Annotated in this window: 17 protein-coding genes; 1 reads left to right on the top strand and 16 read right to left on the bottom strand. The window is 60.7% G+C overall.

Features of this window, described 5'->3' with window-relative positions:
• The 7 genes from CHEJ32_RS0105515 to CHEJ32_RS0105485 all read right to left on the bottom strand — a co-directional run.
• The coding region (locus CHEJ32_RS0105515) for an elongation factor Tu (protein ID WP_028032971.1) at nucleotides 1–795 on the bottom strand (795 nt) is incomplete at its 3' end.
• Between the two features lie 60 nt (nucleotides 796–855).
• Nucleotides 856–2,946 carry an elongation factor G gene (fusA, locus tag CHEJ32_RS0105510; RefSeq protein WP_028032970.1) on the bottom strand — a complete coding sequence of 697 codons (2,091 nt, stop codon included), beginning with the start codon at nucleotides 2,944–2,946 and terminating at the stop codon, nucleotides 856–858.
• A gap of 27 nt (nucleotides 2,947–2,973) precedes the next feature.
• Complete coding sequence (gene rpsG, locus CHEJ32_RS0105505) at nucleotides 2,974–3,444, bottom strand: 30S ribosomal protein S7 (RefSeq protein ID WP_028032969.1); 471 nt, start codon at nucleotides 3,442–3,444, stop codon at nucleotides 2,974–2,976.
• 58 nt (nucleotides 3,445–3,502) lie between these two features.
• Nucleotides 3,503–3,874: a 30S ribosomal protein S12 gene (gene rpsL, locus CHEJ32_RS0105500; RefSeq protein WP_028032968.1), complete on the bottom strand. Its 372-nt coding sequence runs from the start codon at nucleotides 3,872–3,874 to the stop codon at nucleotides 3,503–3,505.
• A gap of 450 nt (nucleotides 3,875–4,324) precedes the next feature.
• A complete protein-coding gene (locus tag CHEJ32_RS0105495; protein WP_028032967.1) occupies nucleotides 4,325–4,630 on the bottom strand; it encodes a hypothetical protein in 306 nt (101 codons plus the stop codon).
• A 62-nt stretch (nucleotides 4,631–4,692) separates the two neighbouring features.
• A complete protein-coding gene (locus CHEJ32_RS0105490; RefSeq protein WP_028032966.1) occupies nucleotides 4,693–4,908 on the bottom strand; it encodes a hypothetical protein in 216 nt (71 codons plus the stop codon).
• Between the two features lie 17 nt (nucleotides 4,909–4,925).
• Entirely contained in the window at nucleotides 4,926–5,312 is a 387-nt protein-coding gene (locus CHEJ32_RS0105485) for a DUF2188 domain-containing protein (protein WP_245260979.1), read from the bottom strand.
• Nucleotides 5,313–5,446: 134 nt separating this feature from the next.
• Between CHEJ32_RS0105485 and xth the strand changes: the two genes are divergently transcribed.
• A complete protein-coding gene (gene xth / locus CHEJ32_RS0105480; RefSeq protein ID WP_028032964.1) occupies nucleotides 5,447–6,235 on the top strand; it encodes an exodeoxyribonuclease III in 789 nt (262 codons plus the stop codon).
• Between the two features lie 24 nt (nucleotides 6,236–6,259).
• Here xth and CHEJ32_RS0105475 read toward each other — a convergent pair whose 3' ends face one another.
• The 9 genes from CHEJ32_RS0105475 to pcsA form a co-directional block, all read right to left on the bottom strand.
• Nucleotides 6,260–7,039 carry a tetratricopeptide repeat protein gene (locus tag CHEJ32_RS0105475; RefSeq protein WP_156936615.1) on the bottom strand — a complete coding sequence of 260 codons (780 nt, stop codon included), beginning with the start codon at nucleotides 7,037–7,039 and terminating at the stop codon, nucleotides 6,260–6,262.
• A gap of 4 nt (nucleotides 7,040–7,043) precedes the next feature.
• The gene (gene ilvD / locus CHEJ32_RS0105470) at nucleotides 7,044–8,768 is read right to left on the bottom strand and encodes a dihydroxy-acid dehydratase (RefSeq protein ID WP_028032962.1); all 1,725 of its coding nucleotides are present in this window, start codon (nucleotides 8,766–8,768) and stop codon (nucleotides 7,044–7,046) included.
• 292 nt (nucleotides 8,769–9,060) lie between these two features.
• Nucleotides 9,061–9,702 carry a glutathione S-transferase family protein gene (locus CHEJ32_RS0105465; protein WP_028032961.1) on the bottom strand — a complete coding sequence of 214 codons (642 nt, stop codon included), beginning with the start codon at nucleotides 9,700–9,702 and terminating at the stop codon, nucleotides 9,061–9,063.
• A 138-nt stretch (nucleotides 9,703–9,840) separates the two neighbouring features.
• Nucleotides 9,841–10,914 carry a BMP family ABC transporter substrate-binding protein gene (locus CHEJ32_RS0105460; RefSeq protein ID WP_028032960.1) on the bottom strand — a complete coding sequence of 358 codons (1,074 nt, stop codon included), beginning with the start codon at nucleotides 10,912–10,914 and terminating at the stop codon, nucleotides 9,841–9,843.
• Nucleotides 10,915–10,993: 79 nt separating this feature from the next.
• Nucleotides 10,994–11,908, bottom strand: a complete 915-nt coding sequence (locus CHEJ32_RS0105455; protein ID WP_028032959.1) for an ABC transporter permease — start codon at nucleotides 11,906–11,908, stop codon at nucleotides 10,994–10,996.
• Nucleotides 11,901–13,013: an ABC transporter permease gene (locus tag CHEJ32_RS23970; RefSeq protein ID WP_034657879.1), complete on the bottom strand. Its 1,113-nt coding sequence runs from the start codon at nucleotides 13,011–13,013 to the stop codon at nucleotides 11,901–11,903. Before CHEJ32_RS23970 ends, CHEJ32_RS0105455 begins: the two co-directional genes overlap by 8 nt.
• The gene (locus CHEJ32_RS0105445; RefSeq protein WP_034657878.1) at nucleotides 13,013–14,593 is read right to left on the bottom strand and encodes an ABC transporter ATP-binding protein; all 1,581 of its coding nucleotides are present in this window, start codon (nucleotides 14,591–14,593) and stop codon (nucleotides 13,013–13,015) included. The genes CHEJ32_RS23970 and CHEJ32_RS0105445 overlap by 1 nt, the downstream gene beginning before the upstream one ends.
• A gap of 84 nt (nucleotides 14,594–14,677) precedes the next feature.
• Entirely contained in the window at nucleotides 14,678–15,655 is a 978-nt protein-coding gene (locus tag CHEJ32_RS0105440; RefSeq protein ID WP_028032957.1) for a quinone oxidoreductase, read from the bottom strand.
• 2 nt (nucleotides 15,656–15,657) lie between these two features.
• The gene (gene pcsA, locus CHEJ32_RS0105435) at nucleotides 15,658–16,389 is read right to left on the bottom strand and encodes a phosphatidylcholine synthase (protein ID WP_028032956.1); all 732 of its coding nucleotides are present in this window, start codon (nucleotides 16,387–16,389) and stop codon (nucleotides 15,658–15,660) included.
• Nucleotides 16,390–16,544 lie beyond the last annotated feature (155 nt).

Here is a 16,544-nt window from a genome sequence, read left to right as displayed (position 1 = left end):
CTGGTCGAGCAGCTTGCGGAACATCTCGACGCCCGTCACCGTCGTCTTCGAGGTCGGACGGATGCCGACGATCTCGACTTCCTCACCGACCTTGACAACACCGCGCTCAACGCGACCCGTCACCACCGTGCCGCGGCCGGAGATCGAGAACACGTCCTCGATCGGCATCAGGAACGGCTGGTCGATCGGGCGCTCCGGCGTCGGGATGTAGGCGTCCACTTCCGCCATCAGCTGGCGGACCGCATTCTCGCCGATCTCCTTGTTGGAGTCCTCGAGCGCCGCAAGCGCCGAGCCCTTGATGATCGGAATGTCGTCGCCCGGGAACTCGTATTTCGACAGAAGCTCGCGAACCTCAAGCTCAACCAGATCCAGAAGCTCCGGATCGTCAACCTGGTCGACCTTGTTCAGGAACACAACGATCGCCGGAACGCCGACCTGGCGGGCCAGAAGAATGTGCTCGCGCGTCTGCGGCATCGGGCCGTCGGCCGCCGAAACCACCAGGATCGCGCCGTCCATCTGCGCCGCCCCCGTGATCATGTTCTTCACATAGTCGGCGTGGCCAGGGCAGTCCACGTGGGCGTAGTGACGGTTCTCCGTCTCGTACTCCACATGCGACGTCGAGATCGTGATGCCGCGTGCCTTCTCCTCAGGCGCCGCGTCGATCTGCTCATACGCCTTGAACTCGCCGAAAAACTTCGTGATCGCTGCCGTCAGAGACGTCTTGCCATGGTCGACGTGACCAATCGTCCCGATGTTCACATGCGGCTTCGTACGCTCAAATTTACCTTTGGCCATGTGAGGTCTCCGTTACTTTCCTGCCTGGTCAGGCCTTCTTTTGGTGAGCCCTTCGGGCGATCACGCGAATTTCTTCTGGATCTCCTGCGCAACCGCGCTGGGGACCGGCTCATAGTGGTCGAACTGCATCGTGTACTGGGCGCGGCCCTGCGACATCGAACGCAGATTGTCGACATATTTGAACATGTTCGCCAGTGGCACCATGGCATTCACGACAACGGCATTGCCGCGCGCCTCCTGCCCCTGGATCTGACCGCGCCGCGAATTCAGATCGCCGATCACGCTACCGACATACTCTTCCGGCGTGACCACCTCGACCTTCATGATCGGCTCGAGGAGCTGCGCACCGGCCTTCTGGGCGCCTTCGCGGAATGCCGCACGAGCAGCGATTTCGAAGGCGAGCACCGACGAGTCGACGTCGTGATAAGCACCGTCCACGAGCGTGGCCTTCACGCCAAGCATCGGGAAGCCGGCAATCGGACCGGAGGAAAGAACGCTTTCCAGCCCCTTCTGAACGCCGGGAATGTACTCTTTCGGCACCGAACCACCGACGATCTTGGATTCGAACACGAAATCCTCGCCCTCGGGATTGGGCTCGAAAATGATCTTGACGCGGGCGAATTGACCCGAGCCGCCGGTCTGCTTCTTGTGCGTGTAGTCGATCTCGGCAACCTTGGTGATCGTCTCACGATAGGCCACCTGTGGGGCACCGACATTCGCCTCGACCTTGAACTCGCGCCGCATGCGGTCGACGATAATGTCCAGGTGAAGCTCACCCATGCCGGCGATGATGGTCTGCCCGCTCTCCTCGTCGGTCTTGACACGGAAGGACGGATCCTCGGCGGCGAGACGATTGAGCGCGAGGCCCATCTTCTCCTGGTCGCCCTTGGTCTTCGGCTCGATCGCGATCTGGATGACCGGCTCGGGGAATTCCATGCGCTCCAGAATGACCGGCTTCAGCGGATCACAGAGCGTATCGCCCGTGGTGGTCTCCTTAAGACCGGCAAGCGCCACGATATCGCCGGCGAACGCCTCTTCGATGTCCTCACGGGAGTTGGAGTGCATCTGCAGCATGCGACCGATGCGCTCGCGCTTGCTCTTAACGGTGTTCTCGAGGGACACGCCCTTCTTGAGCACACCGGAATAAATGCGGCAGAAGGTAAGCGAGCCGACGAAGGGGTCGTTCATGATCTTGAAGGCGAGCATAGAAAGCGGCTCGCTGTCATCGGCATGACGCTCGATCGGCTCTTCCGTCTTGGCGTCCACGCCCTTGATGGAAGGAATATCCACCGGCGACGGCAGGAAATCCACCACGCCATCAAGAAGCGGCTGCACACCCTTGTTCTTAAAGGCGGTACCGCAGAACACCGGATGGAATTTCACTCCGATGGTGCCGATACGGATCAGGCGACGCAGCTCGTCATTCGACGGGATCGTGCCCTCGAGATAGGCCTCGAGCGCAGCCTCGTCCATTTCGACAGCGGCCTCGATCAGCTTCTCGCGATATTCTTCGGCCTTAGCCTGCAGGTCGGCCGGGATATCGACGACATCCCAGGACGCGCCAAGCGACTCTTCGTGCCAGATCAGCGCCTTCATCTCAATGAGATCGACGACGCCCTTAAACTCGGTCTCCGCACCGATCGGAAGCTGCATCGCCACCGGAAGGGCGCCGAGGCGCGACTTGATCATGTCGAGGCAGCGATAGAAATCAGCGCCGACCTTGTCCATCTTGTTGCAGAAGATCATGCGCGGAACATGATACTTCTCAGCCTGCCGCCAGACAGTCTCGGTCTGCGGCTCGACGCCCGCATTGGAATCGAGCAGCGCGATGGCGCCGTCCAGCACCCGAAGCGAACGCTCCACTTCGATGGTGAAATCCACGTGGCCCGGCGTATCGATGATGTTGAACCGACGCTGCCTGCCATCACGACCCTTCCAGAAGGTCGTCGTCGCGGCCGACGTGATCGTGATCCCGCGCTCCTGCTCCTGCTCCATCCAGTCCATGGTAGCAGCGCCGTCGTGGGTTTCGCCGACCTTGTGCGACTTACCCGTGTAGTACAGGATGCGCTCCGTCGTCGTCGTCTTACCGGCGTCGATATGCGCCATGATACCGAAATTTCGGTAGTCTTCGATCTTATATTCGCGGGCCATCGTGGGGTCCTCTTCTTCTTACCCGCCTTACCAGCGGTAATGCGAGAATGCGCGGTTGGCCTCGGCCATCTTGTGCGTATCTTCGCGCTTCTTCACGGCAGTGCCACGATTGTTGGAAGCATCCATGAGCTCGCCGGAAAGGCGTTCGACCATGGTCTTCTCGTTGCGGCCGCGCGCAGCCGAAATCAGCCAGCGGATGGCGAGCGCCTGGCGGCGCTCCGGACGTACATCCACCGGAACCTGATAGGTGGCACCACCCACGCGACGGGAGCGGACCTCCACATGCGGCGCAACATTGTCGAGGGCCTGATGGAAGATCGCCACCGGCTCTTGCTTCGTCTTGTCGCGCACCTGATCGAGCGCGCCATAGACGATTTTCTCGGCAACGGACTTCTTGCCCTCGTACATGATGGCGTTCATGAACTTGGTCACAACCACGTCGCCGAATTTCGGATCCGGGTTGATCTCGCGCTTTTCTGCACGGTGACGTCGGGACATCTTCTTCGTCTCTCACCTTCGAGGCCTGGCGCCAATAAGCGCCGAAGCCGGGTAACCCTTACTTCGGACGCTTCGCGCCGTATTTGGAGCGACGCTGCTTACGGCTCTTCACACCCTGCGTATCGAGCACGCCACGGATGATGTGATAGCGCACACCAGGAAGGTCCTTCACGCGCCCGCCGCGGATCATCACCACGGAGTGCTCTTGCAGGTTGTGACCCTCACCCGGAATGTAGCCGATCACCTCAAAGCCGTTGGCGAGCCGAATTTTCGCCACCTTGCGCATGGCCGAGTTCGGCTTCTTCGGCGACGTCGTATAGACGCGCGTGCACACACCGCGCTTTTGCGGGTTCGCCTCCATGGCGGGCACTTTGTTGCGCTTCACCGGCGCTTGGCGCGGCTTGCGGATCAGCTGGCTTACGGTCGGCATCAAACCTTCCCTTGTTACAATCTCGTGTCCTGAGCGAGTTCGGGTTCCGTCCTGGACGAAACATCGTTCCTAACGCAAATTCGGGCATCAAACCGCAGTCATGCGGTCCGGCCCGAATATATGCAGAGGAAGCGTACTCCGCTTCTTGCCCCGGAAGTCTGTCGCTCGTTAAAACGAACCCTGTTTGAGACTCAAGCTCCGGAACGCGTCGTTCCGAAAAGAAAGGCCTCACATCGGCTCAGACGAGGCGGGTAATACGCGCAACAGGCCCACCCGTCAAGCCCAGGTCGCAATTATCTTGCGCCGATATCGATATGGGCCACGATGAGGAGCGCGCAGTAGAACGACCGCCGCGCTTATCCATATGGGGAGTCCGCAGACGGCTTTCCAGCCCTCGCGGGATGATGAGTCTAATGGATTACGAAGCGATGAACGATATCGGGCGGCCGGTCAGTCCTCGGACCAGCTTCCAACGGCTTCCGGGACAACAGCAGGCCTTTCAGCAGGCACACCGAAGCGCCCACGATGCGGAGACCAGCCCCTTTCTCCCAGCATGTTGAAGCTGTCGCAGCTTATTAAATTCCGCAGCAGGATCGTTGCCTGCTTGATTATATAGTTGCGACCGACATCGTTGCCGGTGGGAATCGTACAGGGAACCCGCACCGACACCGATTCGCCTTGGTCTCCCAGGAACACCACATTCACCCATGCGCTGTTCTTGTTTTCCCGGCAAACAACGGTGTCGATTATGTGCAACTGCCTTCCTCCGCTGTTGTGCGACAACGGATGAGAGGCGAATTGGTTCCGTGATTCTGCTGTCAGCGCGGGCTTTGGGGAGTTGTCGGCGCGGTTTCCTCAGTCTGCGTAGGCGCGGCGTCCTGGTCAGGGCCGCCGGACGGACTGTCCGAGGCCGTCCGAAACCCACCATCGTAAAGCAGGAACAAAGCCAGCACCACGACAACGATTGCAGCGGTGATCAGAATCGCCCGCTTATCGCTGCGCCTCCCGCTCGGCTCCCGTTTATTATCTGCCATGCTTATATCGATCCTGTTCAGTGGCGGGCGGCCTGCTGATCGACCTCTGTTTCCGGCCTGCTATCGCCGGTTTCCAGCTCTTCGTGCCAGCGTCCAGCCCCATCCTGGTACTGGATCATCTCGTCGCTGCCAGCGGCCTGATGGGCGGCGGCGGCCCGCTCGGCGGCTTCCGTGGCCTCCTGCACCGTGGGATAGGTCTCGGAAAAGACGTCGCCCACTTTGTAGGCCCAGCCACCATCATGCTCCACCACCTCGTACACCACCTTCCTTGGGCGCGATTCCGGCCTCTCTCGGCCTCGCCGGTCCCGGCGCATATCCTGGAGCAGCGCACGGGGGCGCGTGGAGCGGGACCGCCACAAGCGATAGATGCCGTAAATTCCGAGGGCTGCGATCAGAGCGCGCATTGAGATCTCCGTTTGTCGAATCTCGCCCCCAACCATTGCCTCCGGCAGTTGTTCCGCGGTACGCAGCCTTACCGAGATATCCCTATGATGACGTTCTCTAGTCTGAACTCCGACCAAGCTTGGACCTCCCGCTCATGAAGATCGCCACCTGGAACATCAACGGTGTCAAGGCGCGCATAGAGAATCTCCTGCATTGGCTGCAGGAGGCTTCGCCAGACATCGTCTGCCTGCAAGAGATCAAGTCAGTCGACGAACAGTTTCCCCGCGAACCCGTGGAGGCGCTGGGCTATCACGTCGAAACGAACGGTCAGAAGGGCTTCAACGGCGTTGCGATTCTTTCTCGGATCCGGTTCGACGAGGTGAACCGCGGCTTGCCGGGAAATGATGGCGACGAGCAGGCAAGGTTCATCGAAGGTGTCTTCTCGACAAACGCAGGCGTGCTGCGAGTCGCGTCGCTCTACCTTCCCAACGGCAATCCTGTTGCCAGCGAGAAGTTCGCTTATAAGCTCGCCTGGATGGACCGGCTGGAACGCTGGACGAGGGCGCGCCTCATGCTTGAAGAGCCGCTGGTGCTCGCCGGCGATTACAACGTGATTCCCGAACCCGCTGATGCGAAGAACCCGGAAAATTGGCTGGGAGACGCACTTTATCAGCCAGAGAGCAGGCAGGCCTTTCGTCGGCTCTGTAATCTCGGGCTAACCGATGCGCTGCGTGCGGCAACCGACGAATCCGGCACCTTCACATTTTGGGACTATCAGGCCGGAGCTTGGCAAAAGAACAACGGTATCCGCATCGATCATCTGATGTTGTCCCCGGAAGCGGCGGATCGGCTCGTCTCCGTTTCCGTGCAGAAGCACACGCGTGCTTGGGAAAAACCGTCCGACCACGTTCCCGTCGTCGCCGAACTAGAGATCGCGGCATAGCCGAGAGCAGCGTCTGCTCTCGGCTTATTCCATCCCGTTTGCAAGATAATCCTCGGCCAGCGCAATCGCTGTGCGGCGGTCCGATTCGCCGGCCAGCGCGAAAGCCTCTTCCTGCATCGCGCGAATCCAACCGACATCGCCGGGCGCCGCCTGCTCCAGCGCTGCAGTCATCAAGGCCAAGCCACGCACGACCTTTCCGCTCTGAAAAAGAAGGTTGCCCAATGTCGCCCGCGCCCCGACATGCCCCTTCTCCGCCGCCAGCTGCAGCCATCTTGCAGCTTGCTGGACGCTCTTCGCGCCTCCCTCGCCCGTGAGGAACATGCGGCCGAGTTCGAACTGAGCATCTGCATTCCGATATGTCGCCGCCGCGCGCATATAGTATTCGAGCGCGACAGCCGGGTTTGGCGTCACCGGCGTGCCGGGAATGCCACGGCGCAGGTAATTGCCGACTGCCAAAAGCGCGTCTGAAACATAGCTCTCGTCTCGGCTTCCCGGCTGGACATCCTGCTGGGCAACGGCTGCGAAGAACTTGAACGCTTCGTAATCGTTGCGCGCTACGCCATCGCCTTCGGCATACATACGGGCGAGCTTCCAGCGTGCACCCACCTGGCCGTTTTCAGCGGCATAGCGATAGGCCTCGACCGCCTCTTGCTTCTCGCCACGCTTATAGGCCGAGAAGCCGAAGCGGAACATCGCCAGCGGATTGCGCGATGGCGGCTGCACCACGAGTTTCTCGTCGAGGGCGAGCGCCGGGCCAAGCGTCCCGAACAAGACCAGGGCTCCGGCAAATAACCGGGCCGTCATATGCCTATATGTCCGCATAGCAGTGCGTTTCTTTCCCGGCGCCGGGATGTGTGACCGCGCCATAGCGCGCTGACCCCACGGTCTGCGCATATTTCCAGATCGCGCCGGACTGGTAATCAGTCTCGCGCGGCCTCCAGGCAGCGCGGCGCTCATCGAGTTCCGCCTCGCCTAGAGCAACGTCGATTGTACCCGCGACCGCATCGATGGTGATGATATCGCCATCTTCAAGAAGCCCGATCGGCCCGCCTACGGCTGCTTCCGGGCCCACATGGCCGATGCAGAAACCCCTGGTCGCACCCGAAAAGCGGCCATCCGTGATTAGTGCCACCTTGTCGCCCATCCCCTGCCCATAGAGGGCGGCCGTGGTGGCAAGCATTTCGCGCATGCCAGGGCCGCCCTTGGGACCCTCGTAACGGATAACCAGCACCTCGCCTTCCCTGTAACGGCGCTCGGACACGGCGGCAAAACATGCCTCTTCCGAATCAAAGCAGCGCGCCGGGCCGGAGAAGCGCAGATTCTTCATCCCGGCCACCTTCACGATGGCTCCCTCGGGCGCAAGATTGCCCCGCAGCCCGACCACGCCGCCGGTAGGGCTCAATGGCTGGTCGGCGGGATACACGACATCCTGCGCTTCGTTCCACTCGACCCGCTCCATGTTCTCCGCGAGGGTCCGGCCGGTGACCGTCAGGCAATCACCATGCAGATAGCCGTGCTCAAGCAGCGTCTTCATGAGCAGCGGAATACCCCCAGCCTCGAACATGTCCTTGGCCACGTATTTGCCGCCGGGCTTCAAATCGGCGACGTAAGGAGTTCTCTTGAAGACCTCCGCGACATCGAACAGGTCGAACTCGATCCCGGCTTCATGCGCGATGGCCGGCAAATGCAACGCCGCGTTCGTCGATCCGCCGGAGGCGGCCACGACGGCTGCCGCATTCTCCAGCGCCTTCCGGGTGACGATGTCGCGCGGGCGGATTTGGCGTGCGACCAGTTCCACCACCTTTTCGCCGGCGGCGTAATTGAAACGGTCCCGCATCTCGTACGGAGCCGGGGCGCCGCAGGAATATGGCAGGGCGAGCCCGATCGCCTCCGCGACCGTCGCCATGGTATTTGCCGTGAACTGGGCGCCGCAGGACCCGGCCGAAGGACAGGCCGCCTGCTCGATCTCTGTCAGTTCTTCGTCGGAGATGGAGCCCACCGAGTGCTGGCCGACGGCCTCGAAGACGTCCTGCACGGTAATCTGCCGCCCGCGATAAGTGCCCGGAAGGATCGAACCGCCATAGATGAAGATCGACGGCACGTTGAGCCGCACCATGGCCATCATCATGCCCGGCAGCGACTTGTCGCAACCGGCAAGCCCCACCAGGGCGTCATAGCAATGGCCGCGCATGGTGAGTTCCACCGAATCGGCGATGACCTCGCGCGATGCCAGCGAGGCCTTCATCCCTTGGTGGCCCATGGCAATACCGTCGGTGACGGTGATCGTGGTGAATTCACGCGGCGTGCCCTTCGCCGCTGCCACCCCCTTCTTGACCACCTGCGCTTGGCGCATCAGGGAAATGTTGCACGGGGCGGCCTCGTTCCAGCAGGTTGCCACCCCCACGAGCGGCTGAGCGATCTCCTCCGCCGACAATCCCATCGCATAGAGATAAGACCTGTGCGGTGCGCGCTCGGGCCCTACAGTGACGTAGCGGCTGGGCAGCTTTTCCTTCGAGATCGCACGAGCGTCCATTATCACCTTTGCCGCCTCGCGGCCTCTTCTCTAAACGCACAGTTACGCAAGGTGCAGTCGAGAGCTTTCTCGGTGCGCCTGTTTTATGGCGGGAAGTTGACGACCAGTCCCCGCTTCCTTTTAGCCTAATGCATCTTGAGAAAGTGTTGCCGGAGCGCAACAGAAAGTTAATGGTTACATAATCCTTAATGCAGCAGAGCGCGCCCTTGAACGGGCGCGCCCCTATCCCGGGCGACATCCCATTACAGGGGGCGCGCTGCGCAATCCGCTGTTGGAGCTCGATCGATGTGGCCTAAGGCGTATTCCCCTGGAACAACGCCTGGAAGGCTGGAACCTGCGCCGCCAGCTCGGCATCTCTTTCCTGACTGCGCTTGAAGGCAGGTCGATCCGTCACACGGGACACATAGTCCTTGAACACCGGTTTTTCCGGTAGCCCCTTAAGGATGTTCATCGTGTAATTGATCCCCATGCCCAGGATCACGTCGGCAGCGGTGAACCGCTCACCTGCCGCGAATGGCGCCGCCGACAGCTTGCGCTCCAGGTAGGAGACCGCGTCATCGTACAGGCCAAAGGAATAATCGTTGCTGATATAGCTCAGCCCGTGGACCTTGGCAGAGACTGCCGGATCAAACACCGCGTCATGATAGACGAGTGTCGTGAGATAAGCCGCCCTGCTTGGATCGTTGATCGGCGGTGCAAGGCCGGCCTGGGGAAACTGATCGCTCAAATAAATGGTGATGGCGGCGCGTTCGGTGACGATGGTTCCGTCATGATCGATTGCCGGAACCTTCTTGCTGGGCTGGATCAGACGATAGTCCTCAGGCGCGCCAGCGCGAATGTCCACGAGTTCCATCCTATAGTCGGTGCCTAGTTCCTCCAGGAGCCAAAAGATGGCGGAAGAGCGGGACCAGGGAGCGTGATAGAAGGTCAGCATGTTACTCTCCTTCGGGTGACGGCCATCACCCTATCAAAGATCTGCTGACATCTTACTGTCAGGACATCATCGATGCGGGCAAGAAAAAAGGGGCAGCACAAGCTGCCCCTTTCTTACGCCTGCTGCGAACAAATGTACTCAGTTCGGCAGCTTGTCGTCGATTCCTTCGACATAGAAATTCATGCCGAGCAGGGTGGGATCATCGGCCACCTCGCCTTCGGCAAGCCAAGGCGAACCATCCTGCCTGTTGATCGGACCCGTGAACGGATTGAAGCCCGAGCGGATCTTGTCTTCAGTCTCCTGGGCCAAGGCCTTCACATCGTCGGGCATGTTCTGATAGGGCGCCATCACCACATGGCCCTCCTTGAAGCCGCCCCAGACGTCCACCTGCTCCCAGGTCCCGTCCTGCACGGCCTTTACGCGCTTGACGTAGTACGGGCCCCATTCGTCCACGATCGAGGTGAGCTGGGTCTCGGGGCCGAACTTGATCATGTCGGAGGCCTGACCGAACGCCTTGATGCCGCGCTCCGCCGCTACCTGCATAGGCGCCGTTGAGTCGGTGTGTTGGGTGATGATGTCGACGCCCTGATCGATCAGAGCCTTTGCGGCGTCAGCCTCCTTGCCGGGATCGAACCAGGTGTTCGCCCAGACGACCTTGACCTTGAAGTCCGGATTGACCGACTGTGCTCCCAGCATAAAGGCATTGATGCCCATCACGACTTCGGGAATGGGGAAGGAAGCGATGTAGCCCGCTACATTCGCCTTCGACATCTTCGCGGCAATGACGCCTTGTACGTAGCGGCCCTCATAGAAGCGCGAATTATAGGTGGAGACGTTCGGATGATCGCGCTTGTAACCGGTCGCGTGCTCGAATTTTACATCCGGGAAGCGTCCGGCGACCTTGTTGGTTGCGTCCATGTATCCGAAGGACGTCGTAAAGATGATATCACAGCCGGAACGTGCGAAGCGCTCGATCGCGCGCTCCGCATCCGCGCCTTCCGGCACGCTTTCCAAATACGCAGTTTCCACCGTGTCGCCCAGCTCCTTCTCGAGCTGGAGCACCCCTTGATGGTGTTGGTACGACCAGCCGAAATCGCCGATCGGGCCGACATAAATGAAGCATGCCTTGGTGGGGTCCTGCGCTTGGGCGGTCCCTGCGGCGGCGAAGCCGAGCACGGCGGCTGCGGCAAATGCCTTCATTGATGTTTTCATTTCCTCATCCTCTCTGATGGTTGCCTGTGGCGCCTTCTACGCCCTGTTGCATCAAACAGCCCGGTCCATGCGGAGACACTCAGCGATCGGGCACAAAGGCCCGCCCCAAAGATGCCGGTGTGTTCATCATGGTCAGTCGCCGATTCCTGGAGATCAAGACAAGTACGACAATCGTCGCGAGATAGGGAAGCGCAGACAGAAGCTGCGATGGAATTCCGACGCCGAGCGCCTGCGCGTGTAGCTGGCCGATCGTGACGCCGCCGAAAAGATAAGCCCCAGCCACGATGCGCCAGGGCCGCCAGGATGCGAAGACCACAAGCGCCAGCGCGATCCAACCGCGCCCCGCCGTCATGTTCTCCACCCATTGCGGCGTGTAGACGATCGAAAGATAAGCTCCCGCGAGACCAGCGCAGGCGCCCCCGAACAGAACCGCGAGATAGCGGATGCCGATTACGTTTATGCCCTGAGCATGGGCAGATACATGATTGTCGCCGACCGCGCGCAGCATCAATCCGGCGCGTGTGGAGAACAGGAAATATGCCACGCCGACGGTGAGCAGGATTGACACATAGAATAGCGGATCCTGCCCGAACAGAAGCCTGCCGACAAAAGGCAGGTCCGAAAGGCCCGGAATATAGATCGGGTCCAACTTTACGCCCGGCAGGCCGACGAAGCTCTCGCCCAGCATGCCGGAAAGGCCGAGCCCGAACAAGGTAAGGGCCAATCCCGTTGCCACCTGGTTCGTTACAAGCGTCAGCGCAAGGAAGCCAAAGAGCAGGGCGAAGGCCGCCCCTACAAGAATCGCGGCAAAAACGCCGAGCCAGGCAGACCCTGTCATGGCAGCGACCGCGAATCCGGTCACCGCCCCCATGATCATCATGCCCTCCACGCCGAGATTGAGCACGCCGGAGCGCTCTACCACCAATTCACCCATCGCTGCGATCAAAAGCGGCGTGGCTGCGGTGGCGATCGTGATCAAAACCGATTCAAGCATGCGCGGGCTCCTCGGCAGCGCGCTCCGCTTTGGTCGCGAGAGCGGGCCTCGTGACGCGGATGCGATAGTGAATAAGCATGTCGCAGGCGAGGACGAAGAAGAGCAGCATGCCCTGGAATGACCGTGCCACCTTATCGGTCACACCGAGGGATATCTGCGCCGCCTCGCCGCCCAGATAGGTAAGCGCCAAAATCAGACCGGCGGCTATGATGCCGAGCGGATTGAGCCGGCCAAGGAAAGCCACGATGATCGCCGTAAAACCATAGCCTGGCGAAATCGACGGTCGAAGCTGACCGATCGCGCCCGAGACCTCGCTGATGCCCGCCAGGCCCGCGAGCCCGCCTGAGACGAGGAAGGCGAAGATCACCATGCGATTGCGCGAAAAGCCGGCGAAGCGCCCTGCCCGCGGACTCTGGCCGATCACCTTCACCTCGAACCCCTTGAGCGTACGGGAAAGGAGAAACCAGAGTGCAAGAGCTGCTAGGAGAGCAAAGACGAAACCCCAGTGAGCGCGCCCGGAGGCGGGCCAGATCTCAGGCAGAATTGCATAGTCGTGGAATGTGCGGGTCTCCGGGAAATTGAAGCCCGCCGGGTTCCGCCATGGTCCCCGTACGATCCAGTCCAGGAACAGCTGAGCGACATAGACCAGCATCAAACTGGTCAGGATCTCATTCGTGTTGAACCTCACCTTGAGAAAAGCGGGGATGGCGGCATAGGCAGCACCACCCAAAATTCCCATGAGAAGCATCAGAGGCAGCACGATCCAGGACTGGAGATCCGGATACATCACCGGCAAGATCGCGCCCACGATTGCGCCGATGATGAACTGGCCCTCCGCACCGATATTCCAGTTGTTGGAAAGATAGCAGATCGAAAGGCCGACCCCGATCAGGATCAGAGGCGCGGCTTTCACCGCCAGTTCGTGCAGCGACCAAGTTTCCCGCAGGGGGTCGATGAAGAAATAGTACAGCGCTTCGACTGGGTTCTTGCCAAGGAACATGAAGACGATCGCGCCCGCGACCAGCGTCAGCGCCAGCGCGATAAACGGCGAAAGGGCACTGAAGAGCGCCGAATGCTGAGGTCGTTTGACAAGCTCAAGGCGCATCAGACGGCCTCCGCCAGCGGGGTTGCGGCATGGCCGGGCTCCGCGCCTCCCATGAGCAACCCGACCTTCTCATAGGTGGCTTCGGCAATCGGGATGGGCGCCGACAGGCTTCCTCCATGCATCACGGCGATGGCATCGCATATCTCGAAAAGCTCATCGAGATCCTGGCTTATGACAAGCACCGCCGAGCCGTTTCTGGCGAGATCAATGAGGCCCTGGCGAATACGAGCCGCAGCTCCGGCGTCTACACCCCAAGTGGGCTGGTTGACGATCATTACGAGGGGCTGCCGATCGAGCTCGCGCCCGATCACGAATTTCTGTAGGTTTCCGCCGGAAAGGGCCGAAGCCTCGGGATCCTCTGCGCTCTTGCGCACGTCCATCGCCGCCGAAATACGCTTGGCCGCCTGCGCTACCAAGCCATTGCGAATGATGCCGAAGCGAGAAAGAAACGCCCTGGCATCGGTGCGGTATCTGGACAGAAGCAGGTTCTGCGACAATGTCATGGCCGGTGCCGCTGCATGCCCCAGCCGCTCTTCCGGAACGAAGGCCGCACCCATCAACCTCCGGCCGGAAATATCCAACTTCCCGGCGTCCTTGCCACGTATTCGGACAGTGTCCGGCCGGTCCTGGATGACTTCGCCGGAGACTGCCTCGAACAATTCGCCCTGGCCGTTGCCAGCGACACCGGCGATGCCGAGTATCTCTCCCGCATGAACCGACAGATTGATCCCGGAGAGCGGGACGGCGAAGGGATGGCTCGCCTTCCGGCTCAGATTGCTGACCTCCAAAAGCACCTCGCGCTGCGCGGCAGGCTTGTCGCGGACGACCGGCTGAACCTCGTCGCCCACCATCATTCTTGCGAGCGAAGAAGCGGTTTCCTTGCGCGGATCGCATTCGGCCACCACCCTGCCTTGGCGCAGCACCGTGGCCCGGTCGCAGATCCGCTTTACCTCTTCAAGCCGGTGGGAGATGTAGAGGATCGATCGGCCCTCGAGCTTCAGCTTTTCCAGGGTCTCGAACAGCTTGTCGGCCTCCTGGGGGGTAAGGACCGATGTCGGCTCGTCGAGAATGATCAGTTCCGGGTTCTGCAGCAGGCAGCGGATGATCTCGATACGCTGGCGCTCGCCTACTGAAAGGTCACCCACGTGAGCATCGGGATCGATGGGAAGACCATACGCTTTGGAGAGCTCGCGCGCACGCGTGGTCACCGCACTGGCCGGCGCTGGATCATCCAGTGAAAGCATGATGTTCTCGGCCGCCGTGAGCGCGTCGAACAGCGAGAAGTGCTGGAACACCATACCGATGCCCAAGCGTCTCGCCTCGCGCGGACTGCTGATCGCGGCTGGCTTGCCCTGCCAGAGGATCACGCCCTCGGCCGGCTCGAGGGCGCCAAAGAGCATCTTGACGAGTGTCGATTTTCCGGCGCCGTTCTCGCCCAGAAGGGCATGGATCTCCCCGCGGCTGATCTTCAGGTCGACCTGGTCACATGCCCTCAGCGTCCCGAAAATCTTGGTCAGTCCGCGCGCCTCGAGAAGCGGCGCCACCGGATCCTCAAGTGTTGCTTGCACAACACCTCCCATTCATTTTCTTGTTCCCGTGTTTATCGTAGGCGCGCATTCTTGCGATGCAATAGCTTTCGCTGGGGTCGGAAAGAGATTCAAGCCTCACGAAGGGATCAGTACAGTCGTACCTGTAGTGCGACGTGCTTCGAGATCCTCATGCGCCCTTCCCACGTCGGAAAGCGGATAGCGTTGGTTCACGACGACCTGAACGGCCCCGCCTTCTATGGCCGAGAAAAGCTCTCGGGCTCCCTCCTCGAGGTCTTTCCTCGCGGCAATATAGGTGAAGAGGCTGGGCCGGGTGGCGAAGAGCGAGCCCTTCTGGGCCAGGAGATTGACGCTGAAGGGCGGCACCACGCCTGAGGATTGGCCGAAGCTCACGAACATGCCCAGAGGCCGCAGGCAGTCGAGCGAACCAGGGAAAGTATCTTTGCCGACGGAGTCATAGACCACATCGCACTTGCGTTCCTGCGTCAGCTCGCGAACGGCGGCGACGAAATCGTCTTTGCTGTAATCGATGACATGATCGTATCCATGAGCCAAGGCAAGTTCCACCTTCTCCTTCGAACCCGCCGTACCGATCACGGTGGCGCCCAAATGCTTGGCCCACTGTCCCAGGATGAGGCCGACCCCGCCGGCGGCCGCATGGCATAAGATCGTGTCGCCCGCCTTTACGGGGAAAGTACGCCGCAGGAGATACCAGGCCGTGAGCCCCTTCAGCATGACGCTTGCAGCCTGCTCGTCCGAGATCGCGTCCGGCACGCGCACAAGCCGGTCCGCCGCAATCAGCCGCCGCTCGGCATAAGCTCCACCGGTCGAGACACAATAAGCGACGCGTTCGCCGGGCTCCAGGTGCTCAACTCCTGCCCCCACCTCCAGCACGATTCCCGCGGCCTCGCTGCCCGGAGTAAAAGGCTTGTCGGTTGGGTACAGACCTGTGCGGTGATAGATATCGATGAAGTTGAGACCTATCGCCTTGTGCTCGATCAGGGCTTCGCCTGGTCCGGGCTTCCCGGGATCGAAATCCTCCAGTCGCAGAACTTCCGGGCCGCCGGTCTCGCGCAAACGGATCGCTTTCGCCACAATCACGCTCCCTTTCTTCCAAGTTGCGGCATCGCCTGCATGACAGCGCCGATGCAATAGAGATAGAGCCCGGTAGCACCGATCCCGACCTTCACCCATCCGGCTGCCTTCATGTCCTGGAGGAGCGCCACTGCGCCGAAAGCACACCAGGCGAGGAAGATGCCGAGATTGAAAATCCTGAGTCGCGCCACCCGGACCGGATGAAGAAAATGGATCGGCAGGAATGTCAGGATAGCGGATATCACCACCACGCCAAAGGAAACATATTCGCCTGGCGCGATGACGAACAGGGTGAAGACGACCATGTTCCAGACGACGGGAAATCCCTTGAAGAAGTTTTCCTTCGTCTTCATTCCGGTGTCGGCGTAATAGATCGCGCTCGACACGACGATGAGCGCGGCGGAGAGGAAAGAGAGGCCCTCGCCCATGAAGCCGCTCTGGTAAAGTGCGAAAGCAGGGATCAGGACATAGGTCACATAGTCGATCACATTGTCCAGGAGATCGCCTGACCAGGTAGGCAGCACGTCCTTGACCTGGAGTTTCCGTGCGATCGGGCCGTCGATTCCGTCAACGAGCAACGCAAGACCCAGCCACCAGAACATGGCCGTCCATCGCTCCTCGCTCGCAGCGACGAGCGACAGGAACGCCAGGAAAGAGCCGGACGCCGTCAGAAGATGTACAGAAAAGGCCTTGGCCTGTGGTGCAGTGACCTTCTTTTTCCTCGTCGGCGCCATCAATCGAAGCCTCGGACAGTTTCGGGCGCGCTGGACAGCAAGAGACTCAGGGGGCCAGGCCGACCGGCCTTATGCCGCCATATCACTTGCCGCCTTCTTTTCATCCCTGCCCCTCCAGCGCCGATTTGCCATCTAGCACGCTCATGCAAGAACGC

The organism is Chelativorans sp. J32 (genome assembly GCF_000518985.1).
In the GTDB taxonomy this organism is placed as follows: domain Bacteria; phylum Pseudomonadota; class Alphaproteobacteria; order Rhizobiales; family Rhizobiaceae; genus Chelativorans.
This window is presented reverse-complemented; position numbering and strand designations above follow the sequence as displayed.

Excerpts from the sequence above, each read along its gene's own strand:
- CHEJ32_RS0105465 (WP_028032961.1), bottom strand. The coding sequence starts at position 9,702 with ATGCTGACCTTCTATCACGCTCCCTGGTCCCGCTCTTCCGCCATCTTT.
- CHEJ32_RS23970 (WP_034657879.1), bottom strand. The coding sequence starts at position 13,013 with ATGCGCCTTGAGCTTGTCAAACGACCTCAGCATTCGGCGCTCTTCAGT.
- CHEJ32_RS0105460 (WP_028032960.1), bottom strand. The coding sequence starts at position 10,914 with ATGAAAACATCAATGAAGGCATTTGCCGCAGCCGCCGTGCTCGGCTTC.
- CHEJ32_RS0105455 (WP_028032959.1), bottom strand. The coding sequence starts at position 11,908 with ATGCTTGAATCGGTTTTGATCACGATCGCCACCGCAGCCACGCCGCTT.
- xth (WP_028032964.1), top strand. The coding sequence starts at position 5,447 with ATGAAGATCGCCACCTGGAACATCAACGGTGTCAAGGCGCGCATAGAG.
- CHEJ32_RS0105490 (WP_028032966.1), bottom strand. The coding sequence starts at position 4,908 with ATGGCAGATAATAAACGGGAGCCGAGCGGGAGGCGCAGCGATAAGCGG.
- pcsA (WP_028032956.1), bottom strand. The coding sequence starts at position 16,389 with ATGGCGCCGACGAGGAAAAAGAAGGTCACTGCACCACAGGCCAAGGCC.
- CHEJ32_RS0105445 (WP_034657878.1), bottom strand. The coding sequence starts at position 14,593 with ATGGGAGGTGTTGTGCAAGCAACACTTGAGGATCCGGTGGCGCCGCTT.
- fusA (WP_028032970.1), bottom strand. The coding sequence starts at position 2,946 with ATGGCCCGCGAATATAAGATCGAAGACTACCGAAATTTCGGTATCATG.
- rpsL (WP_028032968.1), bottom strand. The coding sequence starts at position 3,874 with ATGCCGACCGTAAGCCAGCTGATCCGCAAGCCGCGCCAAGCGCCGGTG.
- CHEJ32_RS0105475 (WP_156936615.1), bottom strand. The coding sequence starts at position 7,039 with ATGACGGCCCGGTTATTTGCCGGAGCCCTGGTCTTGTTCGGGACGCTT.
- ilvD (WP_028032962.1), bottom strand. The coding sequence starts at position 8,768 with ATGGACGCTCGTGCGATCTCGAAGGAAAAGCTGCCCAGCCGCTACGTC.
- CHEJ32_RS0105485 (WP_245260979.1), bottom strand. The coding sequence starts at position 5,312 with ATGCGCGCTCTGATCGCAGCCCTCGGAATTTACGGCATCTATCGCTTG.
- rpsG (WP_028032969.1), bottom strand. The coding sequence starts at position 3,444 with ATGTCCCGACGTCACCGTGCAGAAAAGCGCGAGATCAACCCGGATCCG.